Origin of the sequence: Nocardioides sp. GXQ0305, from assembly GCF_050880345.1 — a bacterium.
In the GTDB taxonomy this organism is placed as follows: domain Bacteria; phylum Actinomycetota; class Actinomycetes; order Propionibacteriales; family Nocardioidaceae; genus Nocardioides.
The window spans coordinates 89,167-110,213 of sequence record NZ_JBNYXG010000006.1 but is presented as its reverse complement, the minus strand read 5'-3'; the positions used below and the strand labels follow the sequence as shown (position 1 = coordinate 110,213).

Sequence of the window (21,047 nt, the reverse complement as noted above, 5' to 3'; positions counted from 1 at the left end):
CGCCGTCCCGTCCCCGTAGCGTGAGGCGAACACGTGTTCGGACGACGACGGACGGAGAGGTGACGGATGCGCGTGCTCGGCATCGATCCCGGCCTGACCCGCTGCGGCCTGGGGGTCGTCGAGGGCTCCGTCGGCCGATCGCTGCGGCTGGTCGACGTCAACGTGCTGCGGACCTCCGCCGACCTGCCGGTCGCGGAGCGGCTGGTGACCATCGAGCGGGGCATCGACGCCTGGCTCGACGACTACCGGCCCGACGCCGTGGCCGTGGAGCGGGTGTTCGCCCGGTCCGACTCCAGCACGATCATGGGGACTGCCCAGGCCAGTGGTATCGCCCTGGTCGTCGCCGCGCGGCGCGGCCTGCCCGTGGCCACCCACACCCCCAGCGAGGTCAAGGCCGCGGTATCCGGCAGCGGGCGCGCCGCCAAGGCGCAGGTCGGGGCGATGGTGACCCGGATCCTGCGCCTCGACGCGCCGCCCAGGCCCGCCGACGCCGCTGACGCCCTCGCCCTGGCCATCACCCACATCTGGCGCGGTGGCGCCCAGGCCCGGATCGACGCCGCGCTCCGCGCGGCCGGAAGGAGCACCGCATGATCGCCTTCGTCCGCGGCGAGGTGACCGACGTCGGCCTCAGCTCGGCCGTCGTCGAGGTCGGCGGGGTGGGCCTGGAGGTCATGTGCACCCCCGGCACCCTCGCGACGCTCCGCACGGGCCGCAGCGCGACGTTGCCGACCAGCATGGTGGTGCGCGAGGACTCCCTGACGCTCTTCGGCTTCCTCGACGACGACGAGAAGCAGAGCTTCGAGCTGGTGCAGACCGCGTCCGGCGTGGGGCCCAAGCTCGCCCAGGCGATGCTCGCCGTCCTCTCGCCCGACGACCTCCGTACGGCGGTGGCGGCCGAGGACGTGAAGACCCTCACCCGGGTGCCGGGGATCGGCCAGAAGGGTGCCCAGCGGATCATCCTGGAGCTGCGCGACCGGATCGGCGCCCCCACCGGAGTCCGGCCCACCGGCGCCCCGGCGTCTCAGGCCGACTGGCGCGGCCAGGTCCAGGAGGGCCTGGTGGGCCTCGGCTGGTCGGCCAAGGAGGCCGACAAGGCGGTCGACGCGGTCGCCGACCAGGCCGGACACCAGCCCGACGTCGGTGCGCTGCTCCGGGCGGCCCTCCGTACCCTGAGCAAGGCGTGACCGGCCGATGAGCGACCCCGACGTGCAGCTGTCCGCGGCCGAGGAGGCCCACCTGGAGCGGCTGACCGCCGCCGAGGCCGAGGGTGACGAGCGCGCGGTCGAGGCGGCGCTGCGGCCCCGCACCCTCGACGAGGTCATCGGGCAGGGCCGGGTACGCGCCCAGCTCGGGCTGGTGCTCGAGGCGGCCCGTCGCCGCGAGCGGGCCCCCGACCACGTGCTGCTCTCCGGGCCACCCGGCCTCGGCAAGACGACGCTCGCGATGATCATCGCCTCCGAGATGACCACGCCGCTGCGACTGACCAGCGGCCCGGCGATCACCCATGCCGGCGACCTGGCCGCGATCCTCTCCGGGCTCAACGACGGCGACGTCCTGTTCGTCGACGAGATCCACCGGATGTCGCGGCCGGCCGAGGAGATGCTCTACCTCGCGATGGAGGACTTCCGGGTCGACGTCGTGATCGGCAAGGGCCCCGGCGCCACGGCCATCCCGCTGGAGATCCCGCCGTTCACCCTGGTCGGGGCCACGACCCGCGCCGGCCTGCTGCCCGGACCGCTGCGCGACCGGTTCGGCTTCACCGCCCACCTCGAGTTCTACGAGGCCCACGAGCTCGACGAGATCGTGGGTCGCTCCGCGGGGCTCCTCGGCGTCGAGCTCACCGACAGCGGCTCCGCCGAGATCGCCTCGCGGTCCCGCGGCACCCCGCGCATCGCCAACCGGCTGCTGCGGCGGGTCCGCGACTACGCCCAGGTGCGCGCCGACGGCGTGGTGACCCTCGACGTCGCCCGCAAGGCGCTCGATCTCTACGAGGTCGACGAGTCCGGGCTCGACCGGCTCGACCGGGCGGTCCTCGACGTCCTGTGCCGGCGCTTCGGCGGCGGCCCCGTCGGCATCTCCACCCTGGCGGTCGCCGTGGGTGAGGAGCGCGAGACCGTCGAGGAGGTCGCCGAGCCCTTCCTCGTCCGCAGCGGCCTGCTGGCCCGTACGCCGCGCGGGCGGGTCGCGACCCGGGCGGCCTGGGAGCACCTCGGCGAGGCTCCTCCGCGGGACGACGGGGGCGACGCGCCCCTGTTCGACCCGTCGTCGTTGGAGGAGTGACCGTCGGCCCCGACGGGGCGGTCGTTACACTTCCGGCCGGTCCCTACCCACGCGAAAAGGTTGCGTCGTGAACGACTTGGTGTCCCTCCTGCCGATCATCGGCATCGTCCTGCTGTTCTGGCTGCTGCTCATCCGGCCCCAGGCCAAGCGACAGAAGGCCCTGGCCGCCCTGCAGGGCGGTCTCGAGCCCGGCAACGAGGTGATGCTGTCCGCCGGCCTGTTCGGGGTGATCGAGCGCATCGAGGAGGACCGGATCCACCTGCGCATCGCCGAGGGCGTCACCATCGAGGTGGCCCGCGGCGCCGTCAACACCGTCGTCCCGCCCGCCACCCCCACGACCGGGCCGACCACCGAGACCACTCCCGGCGAGTGACCGGTGGCGCGTGACTCGCGGCGTCCCGGGCGCACCCTGATCGGCTTCTTCGCCGGTCTCGCGCTCGTCTTCGGGCTGGTCGCGCTGGCCGGGTCCTGGACCCCCACGCTGGGCCTGGACCTCCAGGGGGGCACCCGGATCACGCTGATCGCCGAGGGGTCGCCGAGCGAGGACAACCTCGCGGAGGCCGCGTCGATCATCGACCAGCGGGTCAACGGGTCCGGCGTGTCCGAGGCGGAGGTGACGACGCAGGGCAACGAGTTCGTCGTCGTCGAGATCCCCGGCACCAGCCGGCGGGACCTGGTCGAGACCGTCGAGCGGCAGGCGCAGCTGCGGTTCCGGCTGGTGGCCTGCTCCTCCGCCGACAACCGTTGTGGGGGCGCCGCACCCTCGCCCGGCACACCCGGCACGCCCGGCCAGACCCCGGGCAGCGCTCCGAGCGCTCCGGTCGCGCCCGAGGACACCGGGACGCCGAAGGGCCCCGACAACCGTCCGCCGGTCGGGTTCGGCACCTCGCCCGGGAAGCCCGGCAAGAAGTCCGACGAGAAGTCCGGTTCGCCCAGCCCGTCGGGGGAGCCCTCGGAGCCCGCCCAGCCGGGTGGTGCGGAGGGCGTCGACCCGCTGGTGTGGGTCGACAACCCCGACCCCGCCTCCGTGCAGGCGTTCCAGGACTACGAGTGCCCACCAGCGGGCGAGACCGCTCTGGTCGAGGACGACCCGGACAAGCCGCTGGTCACCTGCGACGACCAGGGCATCAAGTACCTCCTCTCGACCGCGATGATCGAGGGCACCGACCTCCAGTCCGCGGAGGCCGCCGTACCCCAGCAGCAGGTCGACTGGGTGGTCACGCTCGACTTCGACAGCGACGGCACCGAGACCTTCACCGAGATCTCGCGCGCGCTCTACAACACCGGCAAGCAGTTCGCGATCGTCCTCGACGGGCAGGTGATCTCCGCGCCCACGATGGACGGGATCATCACCAACGGTCGCGCCGAGATCAGCGGCAACTTCGACGAGCAGAGCGCCACCAGCCTGGCCACGAGCCTCAAGTACGGCGCGCTGCCGATCGCGTTCGAGCCCAACCCCCCGGTGGAGACCGTCGGTCCGTCGCTGGCCGGCAACCAGCTCACCGCAGGCCTGCTGGCGGGCGGCATCGGGCTGCTGCTGGTGATGGTCTACTGCCTGCTCTACTACCGCGGCCTGGGCCTGGTGGTGCTGGCGTCGCTGGTCGTCGCGGCCGCGGCGACGTACGGCCTGGTGCTCCTGCTCAGCGAGACGGCCGGGTTCGCGCTCTCCCTCCCGGGCATCGCCGGCCTGATCGTCGCCGTCGGCATCACCGCCGACTCCTTCATCGTCTACTTCGAGCGGATCCGCGACGAGATGCGCGACGGCCTGTCCATGCCCAGCGCCGTCGAGGCGGGGTGGAAGCGCGCCCGCAACACCTGCCTGGCCGCCGACACGGTGTCCCTGCTGGCGGCCGTCGTCCTCTACATCTTCGCGGCCGGCGTCGTGAAGGGCTTCGCGTTCGCGCTCGGCCTGGCGACGCTGATCGACCTCGCGGTCTTCTTCTGGTTCACCCACCCGATGGTGTCGTGGCTGTCCCGGTTCCGGTTCTTCAGCGCGGGCCACCGGCTCTCCGGACTGAGTGCGAGCACGCTGGGGGTCGACGAGCGGCCCCGACGCGGCGTCGTCGCGGGCGGGCGGGCCTGATGGGACGCCTCTCCCGCCTCGGCAACGACCTCTACACGGGGCGCCGCTCGATCGACTTCGTCGGCCGCCGTTGGCTCTGGTACACCCTCTCTGGGGTCATCGTGGTGGTCGCGGTGCTGGGCCTGTCGCTGCGCGGCCTCGACTACGGCATCGAGTTCACCGGCGGCGCCGAGTACCGCGTCAACCTGCCCGCCGAGCAGGTCACCCAGTCCGAGGTCGACGACCTGCGCGAGGCCGTGGCCGCGACCGGCATCGACGACGCAGCGTCACCCGTGGTGACGACGTCCGGCAGCGAGGCCATCCTGGTCCAGACCCAGCCGCTCACCACCGCCGAGAGCGAACAGGTCGTCGACGCGATCCTCGAGCAGACCGGTGCGGGTCCCGACGCGCTGTCGCAGTCCGAGCTGGGCGCCAGCTGGGGCGAGGAGATCGCGCAGCGGGCCCTGCTCGGGCTGGCCGTGTTCCTGGTCCTGGTCGTGCTGTTCATCTGGGCGTACTTCCGGCAGTGGAAGATGTCGCTCGCCGCCCTCGTCGCGCTCGCGCACGACGTGCTGATCACGATCGGCGTCTACGCGCTCTCGGGGTTCGAGGTGACGCCGGCGACCGTGACCGGCCTGCTGACGATCCTGGGGTTCTCGCTCTACGACACGGTCGTGGTCTTCGACAAGGTGCGAGAGAACACCAAGGCGATGAAGCAGACCCGGATGACCTACGCCGAGTCCGCCAACCTCGCCGTCAACCAGACCCTGGTGCGCTCGATCAACACTTCGGTCGTCGCGCTCCTGCCCGTGGGCGCGATCCTCTACGTGAGCGTGGTCCAGCTCGGGTCCGGCAACCTCAAGGACCTCGCGCTGGCGCTCTTCGTCGGCATGGCCGCCGGCACCTACTCCTCGATCTTCATCGCCACGCCGCTGCTGGTGCACCTGAAGTCGGGCGAGGACGACGTCAAGCTGGCCGAGAAGCGGGCCAGGGCCCGGCGGCGCGCGATCGACGCCGACCCCTATGGCGGCCGGACGCCGTCCGGTCGCCGCGACCCCGTGACGGCGCCCGACGACGCGGCTCCGGCCGGAACCGGCAGCGGGAAGCGCCCGACGGCCTCCGGCCAGGGCCGGACCGCCCCACGCCCACGCTCCGACGTCAGCCGGAGCGCTGCGTCCGGCCGCAACCAGCCCACCCGCCGCCCGCGGTCCCAGAGAGGCAAGCGATGAGTGCCCACGACCACGCCCGGCGGGTGGCCCGAGCCGCCCTCGCCCGGAGCGTCATCGACGTGCCCGACTTCCCCGAGCCGGGGATCGTCTTCAAGGACATCAGCCCGCTCCTGGCCGACCACGACGCCTTCACCGCCGTCATCGAGGCCCTGGCCGCCAGCGGCCGCGACGGGTCGGGAGCGACCGTCGTCGACAAGGTCGTGGGGATGGAGGCGCGCGGCTTCATCCTCGCCGCCCCGGTCGCGCTGTCGCTCGGATGTGGCTTCGTGCCGGTCCGCAAGGCCGGCAAGCTGCCGCGCGAGACCCATGCGGTGTCCTACGCGCTCGAGTACGGCGAGGCGACCCTCGAGCTCCACCGCGACGCGATCAGCCCCGGGGAGCGGGTGCTGCTGGTCGACGACGTGCTCGCGACCGGTGGCACCGTCCACGCGACGACGCAGCTGGTCGAGCAGTGCGGCGGCACCACCGTCGGCGTCGCCGTGCTGATGGAGCTCGGGTTCCTCGACGGCCGCGCAGCCGTCGGCGACGTGCCGCTCGACAGCCTGATGACCATCTGAGCAGCCAGCGGGTACGGCCGTAGACTGGCCAGCATGACCGAGGACCAGTCGACGGCGGTCGAGCAGACCGCACCCGCGGCGCCGGAGCCGACCGCGCCGTCGTCGACGTCCGCCCGCAGCATGCGGGCGCGGCTGGCCCGGATGGGCACCCGCAGCCAGCCGCAGAACCCCGTCCTCGAGCCGCTGTTCCGCGCCGTGCGGAACAACCACCCCAAGGCCGACCTGGGGCTGCTGGAGCGGGCGTACACCACCGCGGAACGGCTCCACGACACCCAGATGCGCAAGAGCGGCGACCCCTACATCACCCACCCGCTCGCGGTCACCACGATCCTCGCCGACATGGGCATGACCGAGCCGACGCTGGTCGCGGCCCTGCTGCACGACACGGTCGAGGACACGCCGTACACCCTCGACGAGCTGACCCGCGACTTCGGCGAGGAGGTCGCGCTGCTGGTCGACGGCGTCACCAAGCTCGACAAGGTCAAGTACGGCGACTCCGCGCAGGCCGAGACCATCCGCAAGATGATCGTCGCGATGTCGCGCGACATCCGGGTGCTGGTGATCAAGCTCGCCGACCGGCTCCACAACATGCGGACGCTGCGCTACGTCAAGCGCGAGGCCCAGGAGCGGACCGCCCGCGAGACCCTCGACATCTACGCCCCGCTGGCCCACCGGCTCGGCATGAACACCATCAAGTGGGAGCTCGAGGACCTCGCCTTCGCGACGCTCCACCCCAAGATCTACGACGAGATCGTCCGGATGGTCGCCGAGCGCGCCCCGTCGCGCGGCCAGTTCCTGGGGCAGGTGATCGCGCAGGTCGAGGAGGACCTCAAGGACGCCAAGATCAAGGCGAAGGTGACCGGCCGGCCGAAGCACTACTACTCGATCTACCAGAAGATGATCGTCGGCGGCCGCGAGTTCTCCGACATCTACGACCTGGTCGGCATCCGGATCCTCGTCGAGAGCGACCGCGACTGCTACTCCGTCCTCGGCATCCTGCACTCCCGCTGGAACCCGGTCCTGGGCCGGTTCAAGGACTACGTCGCGATGCCGAAGTTCAACATGTACCAGTCGCTGCACACCACGGTGATCGGGCCGCAGGGCAAGGCGGTCGAGCTGCAGATCCGGACCTTCGCCCAGCACCGCCGCGCCGAGTACGGCGTCGCGGCCCACTGGAAGTACAAGGAGGACGGCCGCAACGGGGTCGACACCGACCGGGCCGGCGACCTCGACGACATGGCGTGGATGCGGCAGCTCCTCGACTGGCAGAACGACGTCGAGGACCCGGGGGAGTTCCTGGAGTCGCTGCGGTTCGAGATCAACCGGGCCGAGGTCTACGTGTTCACGCCGCGGGGTGACGTGATCGCGCTGCCGACCGGCGCCACCCCGGTCGACTTCGCGTACGCCGTCCACACCGAGGTGGGGCACCACACGATCGGCGCCCGGGTCAACGGTCGGCTGGTGCCGCTGGAGTCGACGCTCGACAACAGCGACGTGGTGGAGATCTTCACCTCGAAGTCGCCGACGGCCGGTCCCTCACGCGACTGGCTGACCTTCGTGAAGTCGCCGCGGGCCCGGTCGAAGATCCGGCAGTGGTTCACCAAGGAGCGGCGCGAGGGCGCGATCGAGGACGGCAAGGACCAGATCGCCAAGCTGGTGCGCAAGGAGGGGCTGCCGCTGAAGCGGCTGCTCTCCCACGAGACGCTGACCCTGGTCGCGCTCCACTTCAAGCTGGCCGACGTGACGGCGCTGTACGCAGCGGTCGGCGAGGGCAACCTGAGCGCCCAGGCGGTCGTCCGCCGGGTGATCGACCTGCACGGCGGCGACGACGGGGCGGCCGAGGACCTCTCGGAGGCCGTCACCATCACCGGGCGGTCGCGCAGCACCGCGCAGACGGCCGGCGACAGCGGCGTGATCGTCAAGGGAGCGCCCGACGTGTGGGTCAAGCTCGCCAAGTGCTGCACGCCGGTGCCGCCCGACGACATCCTCGGCTTCGTCACCAAGGGCGGCGGGGTGTCGGTCCACCGCAAGGACTGCACCAACGCGGCCAACCTGCTCGGGCAGCCCGAGCGGCTGCAGGAGGTCGAGTGGGCGCCGACGGGCCAGTCGATGTTCCTGGTCAACATCCAGGTCGAGGCGCTCGACCGGGCGCGACTGCTCTCCGACATCACGATGGCGCTCTCCGACGCCCACGTGAACATCCTCAGCGCCCAGCTGACCACCACCCGCGACCGGGTGGCCAAGAGCCGGTTCAGCTTCGAGATGGCCGAGTCCAAGCACCTCGACAACGTGCTGCGCGCCGTCCGCTCGGTGCCGGGCGTCTTCGACGCCTACCGCGTCACCCAGTGACCTGGTGTGACCCTGGAGCGACCCTGGTGTGACGTAGTCCATCTGGGTGGGTGTCTGGACCACCGACCGTCCATACCTCCCCGATTCGCCACACCGGCGCTGGCGGGCGGTCCTAGTGTCGTCGACACCTCCCTCCCCGACACAGCGGGCCCCCCAGGGAAGGCGCCGCCCCCCGTGGCGCTTCTCCAGAACCGCTGACCAGCTGGGGCGGTACGGCGGAACCGGGCATGGTCCGCCGTACCGCCCTCAGCGGGAGCCGCGACGAGACCCCGGCGGGCCGGAAGCGGACCTAGCCCCCGTAGTCGGCGGACGCGCGACGGGCCATGTCGAGGAACGACTGGCGCGAGGCGAGGTTGTCCTCCAGCTCCTGCACCCGCTTGGCGTCGTCGGCGGCGCGGGCGGCGGCCAGGTCGGCCTCGATGACGGCGATGGCGGCCTCGAGCTTGGACACCATGTCGTCGGCCCGTGCGGACTTCTCGGGGTCGGTGCGCTTCCACTGCTCGTCCTCGGCGGAGCGGATCTGCTGCTCCACCTTGCGCAGCCGTCCCTCGAGCTCCTTGATCCGGTCGCGGGGGACCTTGCCGGCGGCCTCCCAGCGCTCGGCGATGTCGCGGAAGGACTTCTTGGCGGTCTCGAGGTCGTCGACGGGCACCAGCTTCTCGGCCTCGACCAGCAGTCCCTCCTTGACCTCGGCGTTGGCGGTGAACTCCCGGTCGAGCTCGGCCTGCACGGCGTCGCGGGCGCCGAAGAAGGTGTCCTGGGCGCCGCGGAAGCGCTGCCACAGCTGCTCGTCGACCTCGCGCGGCGCGGGCCCGGCCGCCTTCCACTGACGCATCAGGTCACGGAACCGCCCCGCGGTGGGACCCCACTCGGTGGAGTCGGCGAGCTCCTCGGCCTCGGCGGCGAGCCGCTCCTTGACGACCCGGGCCGACTCGCGACGCTCGTTCTGCTCGGCGAAGTGCGCCTTGCGATGGCGGGTGTAGGTCGTGCGGGCGGAGGAGAACCGACGCCAGAGCGCGTCGTCGGACGCCCGGTCGATCCGCGGCAGCGACTTCCACTGGTCGAGCAGGTCACGCAGCCGGTTGGCGCCGCCGCGCCAGTCGGTGCCCTCGGCGATCTTCTCGGCCTCGGCGGCGATGGCCTCCTTGGCGCTCTTGGACTCGGCCGCGCGCTGCGCCTTCTCCTCCTGCCGCGCCTTGCGCTGGCTGGCGAGCACGGGGGAGAGGGCGTCGAGCCGGCCGCTGAGCGAGGCCAGGTCGCCCACCGCGTTGGCGTCGGTCACCTGAGCGCGCACCGTCTTGATCGCCTCGGCGGCCTCCTCGGGGGAGAGCACCCCGGAGTTGACCCGTTGCTCCAGCAGCTGCACCTCGAGGGCCAACGCCTCGTAGCGACGGGTGTAGAACGCCAGCGCGTCCTCCGGGGACCCCGCGGGGTACTGGCCGACGGGTCGCTCGCCGTCGGCGGTCCGGACGTAGACCGTCCCGTCCTCCCCGACTCGACCCCACTCGTGGCTCATCACCCCACCATGCTAGTCAAGGGCACGACGCCGATGACCGGCCACGTCGGGTCGGTCGATAGTGTGCGGGGGTGTTCATCGCCGGCTTCCCCGCAGGTCCGTGGGGCACCAACTGCTACGTCGTGGCGACCGGCGCCGGCGCCGAGTGCGTCGTGATCGACCCCGGCAAGGACGCCGCCGACGGCGTCGCCGAGGTGGTCCGGGAGCACCGGCTCAAGCCGGTGGCCGTCGTCGCGACCCACGGCCACCTCGACCACGTGTGGTGCGTGACCCCGGTCGCCGGCGCGTACGACGCCACCGCCTGGATCCACTCGCGCGACCGGCACCTGCTGACCGACCCGCTGGCGGGGATGAGCAGCGAGACCCGCGACATGATGCCGCAGCTCCTCGGGGGGCGTGAGCACCAGTGGCGGGAGCCCGACGACGTCCGCGCCCTCGATGACGCCATGACCCTCGAGCTGGCCGGGGTCACCTTCACCGTCGACCACACTCCGGGCCACACCGAGGGGTCGGTGACCTTCCGGACGCCGTACCCCGACCAGGCCGAGGTCAGCGAGGTGATGTTCTCCGGCGACCTGCTCTTCGCGGGGTCGATCGGCCGCACTGACCTGCCCGGGGGCGACCACCCGACCATGCTGCGCAGCCTGCGCGACAAGGTGCTGCCGCTGGCCGACGACGTCGTCGTGCTGCCGGGCCACGGGGAGCAGACCTCGATCGCGCGTGAGCGCGCGACCAACCCCTACCTGCTCGAGGTGGCCGACACCGGCGCCGCCGGCCGGGTCATTCGGGGGTTGTGACCGCTCATGGCCCCCAGGATCAGCCCGCTCAGCGGGTTCCCCGAGCTGCTGCCCGCCGCACGCGCGGTCGAGCGGCAGGTGATCGCGTCGCTGTCCCGCAGCTTCGAGCTCCACGGCTTCGCCAACATCGAGACCCGCGTCGTCGAGCCGCTCGACCGGCTGGCCAAGGGTGGGGAGATCGACAAGGAGATCTACGTCCTGCGGCGGCTGCACGCAGCCTCTGAGGACGACGACGCTGCACCCCACGAGGGCCTCGGCATGCACTTCGACCTGACGGTGCCGTTCGCCCGCTACGTCCAGGAGTTCGCCGGCCACCTCGAGTTCCCGTTCCGGCGCTACCAGATCCAGCCGGCGTGGCGTGGTGAGCGTCCCCAGGAAGGGCGCTACCGCCAGTTCACGCAGGCCGACGTCGACGTCGTGGGCCGTGACGAGCTCCCGTTCCACCACGACATCGAGGTGATGCGGGTGATGGTGCAGGCCCTCGACGCCCTCCCGCTGCCGCCGCTGTCCTTCCAGTTCAACAACCGCAAGCTGATCCAGGGCTTCTACCGCGGTCTCGGCCTCCCGGACGTCACGGAGGCGATCCGGGTCATCGACAAGCTGGACAAGCTGCCGGCCGAGGAGGTTGCCGGCCAGCTGGTCGAGCGGGTCGGCGCAACGGCCGAGCAGGCCGAGCGGTGCCTCGCGCTGGCCTCGATCCGGGTGCCCGACACCTCCTTCGTCGAGCGGGTGCGCGACCTCGGGGTCGACGACGACCTGCTCGAGGAGGGCCTGGCCGAGCTCGCCGCCGTGGTCGAGGGCTGCTCCCCGGATGCCGGCGACGGCGTCACCGTCGAGGCCAACCTCCGGATCGCCCGCGGACTCGACTACTACACCGGCACCGTCGTCGAGATCTTCATGAGCGGCTACGAAAGGCTCAAGTCGGTGGGCGGCGGCGGACGGTACGACGCCCTCGCCAGCGACGGCCGCACGACGTACCCGGGGGTGGGCGTCTCGTTCGGCGTGTCCCGCACCCTGCTGCCGTTGATCTCCGACGGCGTGCTCGCCGGGAGCCGACCGGTGCCCAGCGCCGTCCTGGTGGCGCTGGCCGACGAGGGGTCGCGCCCGGCCGGCGACGCGGTGGCCGCCGCGCTGCGGGACCGGGGCATCGCCTGCGAGGTCGCTCCCAGCCCGCAGAAGTTCGGCCGCCAAATTCGTTATGCAGAACGCCGTGGCATCCCGTATGTGTGGTTCCCCGGCCCGGACGGCCACGAGGTGAAGGACATCCGCAGCGGCGACCAGGTCGCCGCCGATCCGGACACCTGGGCCCCGCCCGCCGAGGACCTCAGCCCCCAGATCGTCATGAAGGAGCAGCACCCGTGATCCGCACCCACGACGCCGGCACCCTGACCGCCGCCAACGTCGGAGAGATCGTCACCCTCGCCGGATGGGTGGCCCGCCGGCGCGACCACGGCGGGGTGGCGTTCCTCGATCTCCGGGAGGCCAGCGGCGTGGTGCAGGTCGTGGTCCGCGACGAGGCGGTTGCGCACAGCCTGCGCAGCGAGTTCTGCCTCAAGGTCACCGGTGAGGTGGTGGCCCGCAAGCCGGGCAACGAGAACCCGAACCTGGCCACCGGCGACATCGAGGTCGTCGCCGCCAGGGACGGAGGCGTCGAGGTGCTCAGCGCGTCCGACGTCCTGCCGTTCCCGATCGACGAGTACCTCGAGGTGGGAGAGGAGGCGCGGCTCAAGCACCGCTACCTCGACCTGCGCCGGCCGGCGCCGAACGCCGCGCTGCGGCTGCGCAGCAAGGTCAACAAGGCGGCCCGCGACGTGCTCGACGCCCACGACTTCGTCGAGATCGAGACCCCGACGCTGACCCGGTCGACGCCCGAGGGTGCGCGCGACTTCCTGGTGCCCGCGCGGCTCCAACCCGGCAGCTGGTACGCCCTGCCGCAGAGCCCGCAGCTGTTCAAGCAGCTGCTCATGGTCGCCGGGATGGAGCGGTACTACCAGATCGCGCGTTGCTACCGCGACGAGGACTTCCGCGCCGACCGGCAGCCCGAGTTCACCCAGCTCGACGTCGAGATGAGCTTCGTCGACCAGGACGACGTGATCGCGCTGTCCGAGGAGATCCTGGTCGCGCTCTGGAAGCTGGTCGGGTACGACGTCCCGACCCCGCTGCCGCGGATCACCTACGCGGACGCGATGGCCCGCTACGGCTCCGACAAGCCCGACCTGCGGATGGGCCAGGAGCTCGTCGACTGCACCGAGTTCTTCGCCGACACCCCCTTCCGGGTGTTCCAGTCGGCGTACGTCGGCGCCGTGGTCATGCCGGGCGGGGCCTCCCAGCCGCGCAAGCAGCTCGACGCCTGGCAGGACTGGGCGCGGCAGCGCGGCGCCAAGGGGCTGGCCTACATCCTCGTGCAGGACGACGGCGAGCTCGGGGGCCCCGTCGCGAAGAACCTCTCCGAGGCGGAGCGGGCGGGGATCGTCGCCCACGTCGGCGCCCAGCCGGGCGACTGCGTCTTCTTCGGCTCCGGCCCGGTGAAGGCGACCCGGGCCCTGCTCGGCGCGACCCGGCTCGAGATCGGGCGGCGATGCGGCCTCATCGACGAGGACGCGTGGAGCTTCGTGTGGGTGGTCGACGCCCCCCTGTTCGAGCCCGCCGACGAGGCCACGGCCGCCGGCGACGTGGCCGTGGGGTCGGGCGCCTGGACCGCGGTCCACCACGCCTTCACCTCACCGCAGGACCTCGACGGCTTCGACGCCGACCCCGGTAACGCGCTGGCGTGGGCCTACGACATCGTCTGCAACGGCAACGAGATCGGCGGTGGGTCGATCCGTATCCACCGCGAGGACGTCCAGAAGCGGGTCTTCGAGGTGATGGGCCTCGGTGCCGACGAGGCCCAGGAGAAGTTCGGCTTCCTGCTCGACGCGTTCCGCTTCGGCGCCCCGCCGCACGGCGGCATCGCCTTCGGGTGGGACCGGATCGTGGCCCTGCTGGCCGGGACCGACTCGATCCGTGACGTCATCGCCTTCCCGAAGTCCGGCGGCGGATTCGACCCGCTGACCGCGGCGCCCGCGCCGATCACGCCGGAGCAGCGCCGTGAAGCAGGTGTCGACGCTCCTCCACAGGCGCCGGAGGCGCGCCCGGCGGAGGAGTCGGCAGGGGAGTGAGCGACGACGCCGGGCTGTTCGACGTACCGGGTGCCGCGGCCACCCCGGGCAGCGGCTCGCTCGGCGCGAACACGCACGCCTCGGCACCGCTGCCGGTACGGATGCGGCCCCGGACCCTGGACGAGCTGGTGGGCCAGGAGCAGCTGCGGGCACCGGGCTCGCCCCTGCGGCAGCTGATCGAGGGCGACCAGGCGACGTCGTTGCTGCTGTGGGGGCCGCCCGGCACGGGCAAGACCACCATCGCAGGGATCGTCAGCCAGCAGACCGACCGGCGCTTCGTCGAGGTCTCGGCGGTCTCCGCCGGCGTCAAGGAGGTGCGGGCCGCGATCGACGCCGCCCGCTCCGAGCTGACCCGGGGAGGCCGCGAGACGGTGCTGTTCGTCGACGAGGTGCACCGGTTCAGCAAGGCGCAGCAGGACGCGCTGCTGCCCGGCGTCGAGAACCGCTGGGTCACCCTGGTGGCCGCCACGACCGAGAACCCGTTCTTCAGCGTGATCTCGCCGCTGCTCTCGCGGAGCCTGCTGCTGCGGCTGCAGCCGCTCACCGACGACGACGTGCGGTCGGTGATGGAGAGTGCGCTCGGCGACGAACGGGGGCTGGCCGGCGCCTACGCGCTCGACGAGGACGCCCGCGAGCACCTGGTGCGGCTGGCGGGCGGCGACGCGCGCCGCTCGCTGACCTACCTCGAGGCCGCGGCCCGGGCGGCCGCGGCCCGCGACACGTCGCGGATCGACCTCGAGTCGGCGGAGGCGGCGGTCGACCAGGCCGCGGTGCGGTACGACCGCCAGGGGGACCAGCACTACGACGTCGTGAGCGCCTGGATCAAGTCGATCCGCGGCTCGGACGCCGACGCCGCGCTGCACTACCTCGCCCGGATGATCGAGGCGGGGGAGGACCCGCGGTTCATCGCGCGGCGGCTGGTGGTCCACGCCAGCGAGGACGTCGGTCTGGCCGATCCCACGGCCCTGCAGGCCGCCGTCGCCGCGGCGCAGGCGGTGCAGCTGATCGGCATGCCCGAGGCCCGGATCAACCTCGCGCAGGCGACGATCCACCTCGCGGTCGCGCCGAAGTCGAACGCCGTCATCACCGCCATCGACGCGGCGCTCGCCGACGTGCGCGCGGGCAAGATCGGGCAGGTCCCGGCCCACCTGCGCGACGCCCACTACCGCGGCGCCGACGACCTCGGTCACGGGAAGGGCTACGTCTACAGCCACGACGCGCCCTACGGCATCGCCGAGCAGCAGTACGCCCCCGACGTGGTGCTGGACGCCCGCTACTACCGGCCCACCAACCTGGGCGCCGAGGCCGCCGTCGCCGAGCGGTGGGCGCGGATCCGCACGCTGGTGCGCGGCGACTGACCTCAGCCGGTGCCCGCCGTCCGGCCCAGGGTCACCGCGGGCGCGCCGAGCAGCCGCTTGGCCTCGCGGATGCCGCTGGTCATCGCCCCGTCCGCGTACCCGAGGCGCGCACTCTGCGTGTGCTCGCCGGCGAACAGGAGGCGACCGCCGACGGGAGTGCCGAGGCGGTCGACGTCGGCATCGGAAGAGTCCGGGGTCACGTGCGTGTAGGCGCCTCCCGTGAACGGGTCGTCCGCCCAGCCGGTCACCGCGACCGCCAGCGGCGTGGGGCACGGGGCGCCGAGCACCGCGGCGAGCTGGTCGGTCACCCACTGGACCGCTCCGGCAGGCCAGGGCGCCGAGACGCGCCCGGTGGCGGAGTGGAACACGTGGCAGGCCAGCACCGGCCCGGCTCCGAAGGCGTCGAGGTCGAAGACCCATGCGGCGGGCTGGGTGGGGTCCGGCGGGAAGAGGACGACGTGCGACCACCCGGTCTCGCGCCAGAAGGGCTCCGCGAATCTCAGGACGACCTTCTCGTAACGGCCGAACCCGAGCCGGGACACGAGCTGTGCCCGCTCGGGGGGCAGCGGCGGGGTGAAGGTCAGCCGCCCGCTCTGGAGGACCCCGAGCGGTACGGCGACGACGACGTGGGAGCCGGTCTCGGTCTCGCCGGACTCCGAGGTGACCGACACCCCCTCGTCGGTCACCTCGACTCCCACCACCGGCTGCTCGAGGCGCACGTCGAGCCCGGACCCCATCGCGTCCACGACGGCGGCGTACCCGGGGCGAGGCAGGTCGCCGAAGTAGTCGTCGTCGTACTCGTCCTGGGTCCAGAGCCACCGCAGCGACTGCTGCTCGGCCGCCCCGGCGGCGTCCGCCTCGACGCTCGCCCGCAGGGCCTGTCGCGCCCGCCGCAGCCGCCTGCCTGCGAGGCCGCTCGTCGCCAGGAACGCCTCGATCCCGTCGGTCGCGGAGGCGTCGGCGCCGAGCTGCCGCCGCAGGTCCCCGAGGGCCGCGGTGAAGTCGTCGAGGTCTCCCGCCAGGGTCTGCTCCGCCTCGGTCGGGTCCAGCCACTGCCGGGTGGCGACGTCGTACGCCGTCAGGGTCGGCAGGGGGTTCCCGGGGTGGCAGTCGACTCCCGCGAGCTCCGCGAAGCGGCGCAGCGGATTCCCCGACGGGTGGTGCAGCCAGGAGCCGCCGAGGTCCACCGGCGAGCCCGCCAGGTCCACGGTGTGCAGCCGCCCACCCATCCGTGGCCGCGCCTCCAGCACCGCGTAGTCCACGCCCGCCTGGTGCAGCGCGTTGGCGACCGTCAACCCGGCGATGCCCGCACCCACCACCAGCACGCGGCGTACCGGCTCCTCGATCCCGCCCGGGACCTCGGCACTGCCGTCGTCGAAGCGCACCGGCCCAGCGTGCTCCGTGGGGGCCTCACCCCGCTACCGGCCGTCCGCCGGTGGTGTCGACACCACCTGCGAATCGTGATCGGGCTGCGGCCCGGCGCGAGTTGCCCTATGCTCACGCGGCAACGGGTTCTCGGGGCACGCCGTCTGGCTCTGCCTTTGTGGGGACGGAGCACCCGTCCTGCTGCGGGGGACAGGCACAACTGCAGTACCTACCCCCACAGGAGTTGTCGAATGTTCCCGTCACTGTCCCGCCGAACCCTGCTCGGAAACGTCATGGCCGCCCGCCAGGCCCCCCAGCCACAGGCCGCCGCCGCCGCGAGTGCGTCCACGTTCCTCGACGTCGACGCCCAGTTCGGCGGCAACGTGGCCGCCGCCGTCGCCGAGGCCGAACGGTCCGGCGGCCGCTCGCCGGTCGTGTGGCTCGGCCCCGAGTACGCCATCTCGAAGACCATCGAGATCACCCGGCCGGTGTCGATCCGGGGCGGAGGCAAGGCCGGAACCCGCTTCAGGCACGCGGGCTCGTTCACCGGGCCCATCTTCCGCACCTCCCAGCTCAAGCGGAACGGTCAGTGGGAGTCGACCGCCCGGAGCGCCCCGATCACCACGTTCGACCCGGACGTGGACGACGGCGGCGTCGAGTTCCGTGACTTCTCCATCGTCGACGACGACCGCAGCACGCCCGGCCGGATGGGCATGTACCTGATGAGCGTGGACGACATGTGGATGAGCAACGTGTCGTTCGGCTACCTCACCGGCACCGCGCTCAAGCTCGGAGCCGACGAGGCCGACAAGCGCGCCACCTCACCGCGCTCGGGCCGGGTCCGGGAGTCCAACTTCGACCGGATCAACGTCTACCGCTGCGGGTCCGGCTCCCCGACCGGCTCCCCCGACGTACCCGCCCTCATCGTGCAGTCGGCGGCGGGGGAGGGCGACGGCTCCAACCAGTTGTTCTTCACCAACCTCCGCTTCGTCTACAACGAGGGCCGGATGCTGATCAGCGGCCGGGACGACGCGAACTCGCTGCGGCGCCTGATGTTCCGCGACACCCAGCTGCACGCCCTCGCCGACAACGCGAGCTGGTCACCGACCAAGTTCTTCCCGTTCGACATGGTGACGCTCGAGGGCGGGGTCCGCGAGGTGTTCTTCGACGGCGTGTTCATCAACGGTGGCAAGGCCGGCACCGCCGGCTGGGCCATGAAGGGCAGCTCGCTCACCAGCCAGACCCCGAAGCGGCTCGTCCTGCGCAACGTGAACGTCGTCAACACCGCCGGCGACCTGGTGCGGGTCGAGAAGGGCGACTCGGTGGCCGTCGACGGCACCAGCCTCGGCTCGGTCGGAGGCAAGATCATCAGGAACCAGGCCGGCTCCGGTCTGGCCCGCTACTACGTCCACGAGCTCGGCATCAACTCGCCCAGCGGGAAGAGCTCCGGGCTCACCGGCAAGGGCGGCTTCTTCCACTCGGGGCTCCAGGTCGACGCGTAGCAGGGCCTCCGCCGGTCAGTCGGCCACGCGGATCGTCCGCACGACCCGCTTCCCGCCGACCCGGACCCTGAGGGTCACCCGCTCGGTCCCCTCCCGTGCCGTGTCGGCCCGGGTGGGGATCGAGAGCGTCGCCGAGCGGTGGCCGGCGCGCACCCGCTCGACCAGGTACGCCCCGGCCCGGTGCAGCGGCCGGCGGGGGTCGGAGGCCTCGGCGTAGTGGCGCTCGAGCCAGCGCCCCGGGACGTCGCCGACGGCGAGCCGCCGACCGGGACCCTGGCCGCGGACGACCTGCGCCACGGCGTACAGGTCGTATCCGGTGGCGTCCGACAACGAGATCCGGGCCGTGACGGCCCTGCCCTCGCGCACCCGCCTCGGAGTCGTCACCCGCACCCGGGGTGCGGGGTCGTCGTCGCGCAGCACCAGCCGCCCGTCGTAGCGGTCGGTCATCGCCCCCCGGACCGGGAACGCGGAGAAGCTGGTGACCCTCCGGTCACCGTCGTCGACGGTGTTGCCCGTGTACTCGTAGCGGATCGAGCCCTCGGTCTGGCCGGGGGCGAGGTCGACGCGCAGCCGCTCCCGGGAACGCCAGGACTCCCAGTCGAGCACGCCGACGGTCAGCTGGGCCGCGCGGGTGCCCGGGTTGGCGACCGTGAACGGCAGCCGCGCCACCGAGACGCCTCGCCGGTCGCCCTCGTCGACGGTGACCGAGCCGAGGCTCACCACCGGCAGCCGCCGCTCGGGAACGGCGGCCAGCGCGCCGGGGGCGGAGCCGACGTCGAGGATCCACAACCGACCGTCGGAGCTGTCGCCGATCACGTCGACCTGGGTCACCTGCGAGAGGTCGATGCCGGTCGCGGCGCCGGGGTCGGCGACGACGGCCTGGGCCCAGCGCTTGGCGACCCGGCGGTCGACGGGGAGGGCGCGGACGTACCCCTCGCCCTCGGGGGTGATGACGGCCGAGTCGCCGTGGGCGTCGGTCAGCCGCAGCCTGATCCGGACGTCGCCGAAGGCCGGGTCGACGATCGAGCGGAGCTCGAGCCGGCCGCTGGAGAGGTCGAGCGGCTCGTCGAACACCAGCCCGCCGGTCTGTCCGGCCTCGTCCCAGGTCATCTCCAGCTCGCGACGGGGCGGGGCGAACTCGCCGGCGTCGTACCAGTGGGGGACCTGGCCGTAGAGCCGTCCGGTGCGGCCGCACGCCGAGACCGAGCCCTCGGAGAGGATGCCCTGGCAGAACGACGTGTCGGCACCCGAGGCCAGCGACAGTCCGGTGTCGAGGGCCGGCCGCCGCAGCTCGCGGCCCCCGCCGATCGCGTGCGAGCGGACGTCGGCCGCGCCGATCGACGGTGGGTGCACCACCGACCCGTCGAACAGCGGCAGGAACTCCTGGGCGTCGTCGGCGAACAGCTGGGCGGCGCCCGCGACGTAGGCCACGCCCACGTCGCGCTGGTCGGCGGCGCTCAGCCGGGTCGGTGAGTCCGAGCCGCACAGCCCGCTCCGACCGGACCAGTCGTCCCAGGCGGGAGCCTGCGCGAGGCCCGGGGTCCACTCGGTGTTGAAGAAGTTGTGGTTGGCGCCGAGCACCATCACCGAGCTCTTGAGGGAGGTGTCGTCGTCGGCGAGGTCGCGGGCGCTGTCGGTGAACCGCTGGCCCTGCAGGTCGAAGACGTCGCCGTCGCAGTAGGGCAGCACCGTCACGGTCGGGACGTACGGCGCGGTCTGGGTGCCGAAGTCGGTCGGGGCCAGCAGCACCTGGCCCACCACCCGGTAGGGGGCGTCGAGCGGGATCTGGATGGAGGCGCGGTTGACGCCCTCACCACCGCGGCTGTGACCGACCAGGACGACCCTCGAGAGGTCGACCTGGTGGTCGGCCGCGAGCTCCTCGCTCCAGTGGTCGAGGTGCCGCTGCACGATCTGGGCCCGGGCGTCGGCCCCGCCGTCGGAGAGCCGGAAGTCCTGCGCGTTGATGCCGTTGACCCGCACCGACACGGTCGCGAAGCCCTGCGAGGCGAGCACCTGCTGGATGTAGTCGTAGCCGAGGTGGCTGGGGATCTCCTCCAGCGGCGGCCGGCACGGCCACTTCCACTCGCTCCCACCCGAGTCGGTGGGGTCGTAGCAGTAGGAGTGCCGGCCGTGGAGGAACAGCACCAGCGGCCGGGGCCCGGTGTCCGCGGTCGGGGCCGGCTCGACGACGTGTCCCACCATCTCGATCGGCTGGCTCATCCGCGGCAGCGTGACCGGGTCGAGCTCGTAGTCGCTGGTCACCACGTCGTACTGACCGGGGTCGGCGGGGTCGTCCGCCAGCCGGGCGGTGCGCCGCGGAGTGGTCGCCGGCGCGGCGGCGTCGGTCCGGTCGACGCCGGCGTGGTCGAGCCGGTCGCCGGACAGCACCACGTCGAGGTCCGCCACAGCGGGACGCTGGTCGGCCCGGACCTCCGACACCACGGTCCGGCCGTCGGCGTCCACGACCGGTACGCCGACGGGGACGCCGTCGAGCACGATCGTCGGCCGGTCGGAGGTGACGGGCAGCCGCCGCGGCGCGCGCCAGCTGACCTCGAAGGTGCCCGCTCCGGTGCGGGTGACCTGCCACCGACCCGTCCCGTGGTCGGCCGCCTGGGAGGCCGCTCCCGGCGGCGGCGGAGCCGCCACGGAGCTCCCCGGTGCCGCGCTGAGGCCGAGCGCGCCGACCAGGGCGGCGGCAAGCAGCGTACGGACCTGGCGACGACGAGGACGAGCGAGCATGCGGGTCTCCTTGGGTGCGGTCTCATGACTCAGACGCGCAGGACACCCGGTTGGTTGGCCCGGCTTGCGCGATCCCGCTTGGTTCGGCACCCGGGGCACCTGGTGGAGTCACCGCGGCCGCCCGTCCACTCTCGG

Annotated in this window: 16 protein-coding genes; 13 read left to right on the top strand and 3 right to left on the bottom strand. The window is 72.5% G+C overall.

The window, feature by feature from the left end; all coding sequences use genetic code 11:
* The first annotated feature begins 66 nt into the window (after window positions 1-66).
* From ruvC to ACQ1X7_RS15775, 8 genes are all read left to right on the top strand, one after another.
* The gene (gene ruvC / locus ACQ1X7_RS15810; protein WP_432479184.1) at window positions 67-591 is read left to right on the top strand and encodes a crossover junction endodeoxyribonuclease RuvC; all 525 of its coding nucleotides are present in this window, start codon (window positions 67-69) and stop codon (window positions 589-591) included.
* The gene (gene ruvA / locus ACQ1X7_RS15805) at window positions 588-1,184 is read left to right on the top strand and encodes a Holliday junction branch migration protein RuvA (protein ID WP_432479183.1); all 597 of its coding nucleotides are present in this window, start codon (window positions 588-590) and stop codon (window positions 1,182-1,184) included. The genes ruvC and ruvA overlap by 4 nt, the downstream gene beginning before the upstream one ends.
* 7 nt (window positions 1,185-1,191) lie before the next feature.
* Window positions 1,192-2,280 carry a Holliday junction branch migration DNA helicase RuvB gene (gene ruvB / locus ACQ1X7_RS15800; protein WP_432479182.1) on the top strand — a complete coding sequence of 363 codons (1,089 nt, stop codon included), beginning with the start codon at window positions 1,192-1,194 and terminating at the stop codon, window positions 2,278-2,280.
* Between the two features lie 67 nt (window positions 2,281-2,347).
* The gene (gene yajC, locus ACQ1X7_RS15795) at window positions 2,348-2,653 is read left to right on the top strand and encodes a preprotein translocase subunit YajC (RefSeq protein ID WP_432479181.1); all 306 of its coding nucleotides are present in this window, start codon (window positions 2,348-2,350) and stop codon (window positions 2,651-2,653) included.
* Window positions 2,654-2,656: 3 nt separating this feature from the next.
* Window positions 2,657-4,363 carry a protein translocase subunit SecD gene (secD, locus tag ACQ1X7_RS15790; protein ID WP_432479180.1) on the top strand — a complete coding sequence of 569 codons (1,707 nt, stop codon included), beginning with the start codon at window positions 2,657-2,659 and terminating at the stop codon, window positions 4,361-4,363.
* Window positions 4,363-5,571, top strand: a complete 1,209-nt coding sequence (secF, locus tag ACQ1X7_RS15785) for a protein translocase subunit SecF (RefSeq protein ID WP_432479179.1) — start codon at window positions 4,363-4,365, stop codon at window positions 5,569-5,571. The genes secD and secF overlap by 1 nt, the downstream gene beginning before the upstream one ends.
* Entirely contained in the window at window positions 5,568-6,128 is a 561-nt protein-coding gene (locus tag ACQ1X7_RS15780; protein WP_432479178.1) for an adenine phosphoribosyltransferase, read from the top strand. Before secF ends, ACQ1X7_RS15780 begins: the two co-directional genes overlap by 4 nt.
* 120 nt (window positions 6,129-6,248) lie before the next feature.
* Window positions 6,249-8,477, top strand: coding sequence for a RelA/SpoT family protein (locus ACQ1X7_RS15775; RefSeq protein WP_432479363.1), 2,229 nt, complete (start codon window positions 6,249-6,251; stop codon window positions 8,475-8,477).
* Window positions 8,478-8,766: 289 nt separating this feature from the next.
* On the opposite strand, the gene ACQ1X7_RS15770 is transcribed toward ACQ1X7_RS15775, so the two are convergent.
* Entirely contained in the window at window positions 8,767-9,993 is a 1,227-nt protein-coding gene (locus ACQ1X7_RS15770; protein WP_432479177.1) for a DUF349 domain-containing protein, read from the bottom strand.
* 71 nt (window positions 9,994-10,064) lie between these two features.
* On the opposite strand from ACQ1X7_RS15770, the gene ACQ1X7_RS15765 reads away from it, so the two are divergent.
* Genes ACQ1X7_RS15765 through ACQ1X7_RS15750 form a run of 4 tightly spaced genes read left to right on the top strand, consistent with a single transcriptional unit; the run spans window position 10,065 to window position 15,306 of the window.
* Window positions 10,065-10,790, top strand: coding sequence for an MBL fold metallo-hydrolase (locus tag ACQ1X7_RS15765; protein WP_432479176.1), 726 nt, complete (start codon window positions 10,065-10,067; stop codon window positions 10,788-10,790).
* 6 nt (window positions 10,791-10,796) lie between these two features.
* Window positions 10,797-12,152, top strand: a complete 1,356-nt coding sequence (gene hisS / locus ACQ1X7_RS15760) for a histidine--tRNA ligase (protein ID WP_432479175.1) — start codon at window positions 10,797-10,799, stop codon at window positions 12,150-12,152.
* A complete protein-coding gene (gene aspS / locus ACQ1X7_RS15755; RefSeq protein ID WP_432479174.1) occupies window positions 12,149-13,948 on the top strand; it encodes an aspartate--tRNA ligase in 1,800 nt (599 codons plus the stop codon). Before hisS ends, aspS begins: the two co-directional genes overlap by 4 nt.
* A complete protein-coding gene (locus ACQ1X7_RS15750) occupies window positions 13,945-15,306 on the top strand; it encodes a replication-associated recombination protein A (protein ID WP_432479173.1) in 1,362 nt (453 codons plus the stop codon). The genes aspS and ACQ1X7_RS15750 overlap by 4 nt, the downstream gene beginning before the upstream one ends.
* A 2-nt stretch (window positions 15,307-15,308) precedes the next feature.
* Here ACQ1X7_RS15750 and ACQ1X7_RS15745 read toward each other — a convergent pair whose 3' ends face one another.
* Window positions 15,309-16,691 (bottom strand): flavin monoamine oxidase family protein, encoded by a 1,383-nt coding sequence (locus ACQ1X7_RS15745; RefSeq protein ID WP_432479172.1) that lies wholly within the window; start codon window positions 16,689-16,691, stop codon window positions 15,309-15,311.
* Between the two features lie 273 nt (window positions 16,692-16,964).
* Here ACQ1X7_RS15745 and ACQ1X7_RS15740 point away from each other — a divergent pair, with 273 nt between their 5' ends.
* The gene (locus ACQ1X7_RS15740; RefSeq protein WP_432479171.1) at window positions 16,965-18,173 is read left to right on the top strand and encodes a hypothetical protein; all 1,209 of its coding nucleotides are present in this window, start codon (window positions 16,965-16,967) and stop codon (window positions 18,171-18,173) included.
* Between the two features lie 15 nt (window positions 18,174-18,188).
* Here ACQ1X7_RS15740 and ACQ1X7_RS15735 read toward each other — a convergent pair whose 3' ends face one another.
* On the bottom strand, window positions 18,189-20,912 hold the full coding sequence (locus tag ACQ1X7_RS15735) for a hypothetical protein (protein WP_432479170.1): 2,724 nt from the start codon (window positions 20,910-20,912) through the stop codon (window positions 18,189-18,191).
* Between the last annotated feature and the right edge of the window lie 135 nt (window positions 20,913-21,047).

Bases quoted from the DNA above. Each gene is read 5' to 3' on its own strand.
- ruvC (WP_432479184.1), top strand. From the start codon at position 67: ATGCGCGTGCTCGGCATCGATCCCGGCCTGACCCGCTGCGGCCTGGGG.
- ruvA (WP_432479183.1), top strand. From the start codon at position 588: ATGATCGCCTTCGTCCGCGGCGAGGTGACCGACGTCGGCCTCAGCTCG.
- ruvB (WP_432479182.1), top strand. From the start codon at position 1,192: ATGAGCGACCCCGACGTGCAGCTGTCCGCGGCCGAGGAGGCCCACCTG.
- secF (WP_432479179.1), top strand. From the start codon at position 4,363: ATGGGACGCCTCTCCCGCCTCGGCAACGACCTCTACACGGGGCGCCGC.
- ACQ1X7_RS15780 (WP_432479178.1), top strand. From the start codon at position 5,568: ATGAGTGCCCACGACCACGCCCGGCGGGTGGCCCGAGCCGCCCTCGCC.
- ACQ1X7_RS15775 (WP_432479363.1), top strand. From the start codon at position 6,249: ATGCGGGCGCGGCTGGCCCGGATGGGCACCCGCAGCCAGCCGCAGAAC.
- ACQ1X7_RS15770 (WP_432479177.1), bottom strand. From the start codon at position 9,993: ATGAGCCACGAGTGGGGTCGAGTCGGGGAGGACGGGACGGTCTACGTC.
- hisS (WP_432479175.1), top strand. From the start codon at position 10,797: ATGGCCCCCAGGATCAGCCCGCTCAGCGGGTTCCCCGAGCTGCTGCCC.
- ACQ1X7_RS15740 (WP_432479171.1), top strand. From the start codon at position 16,965: ATGGCCGCCCGCCAGGCCCCCCAGCCACAGGCCGCCGCCGCCGCGAGT.
- ACQ1X7_RS15735 (WP_432479170.1), bottom strand. From the start codon at position 20,912: ATGCTCGCTCGTCCTCGTCGTCGCCAGGTCCGTACGCTGCTTGCCGCC.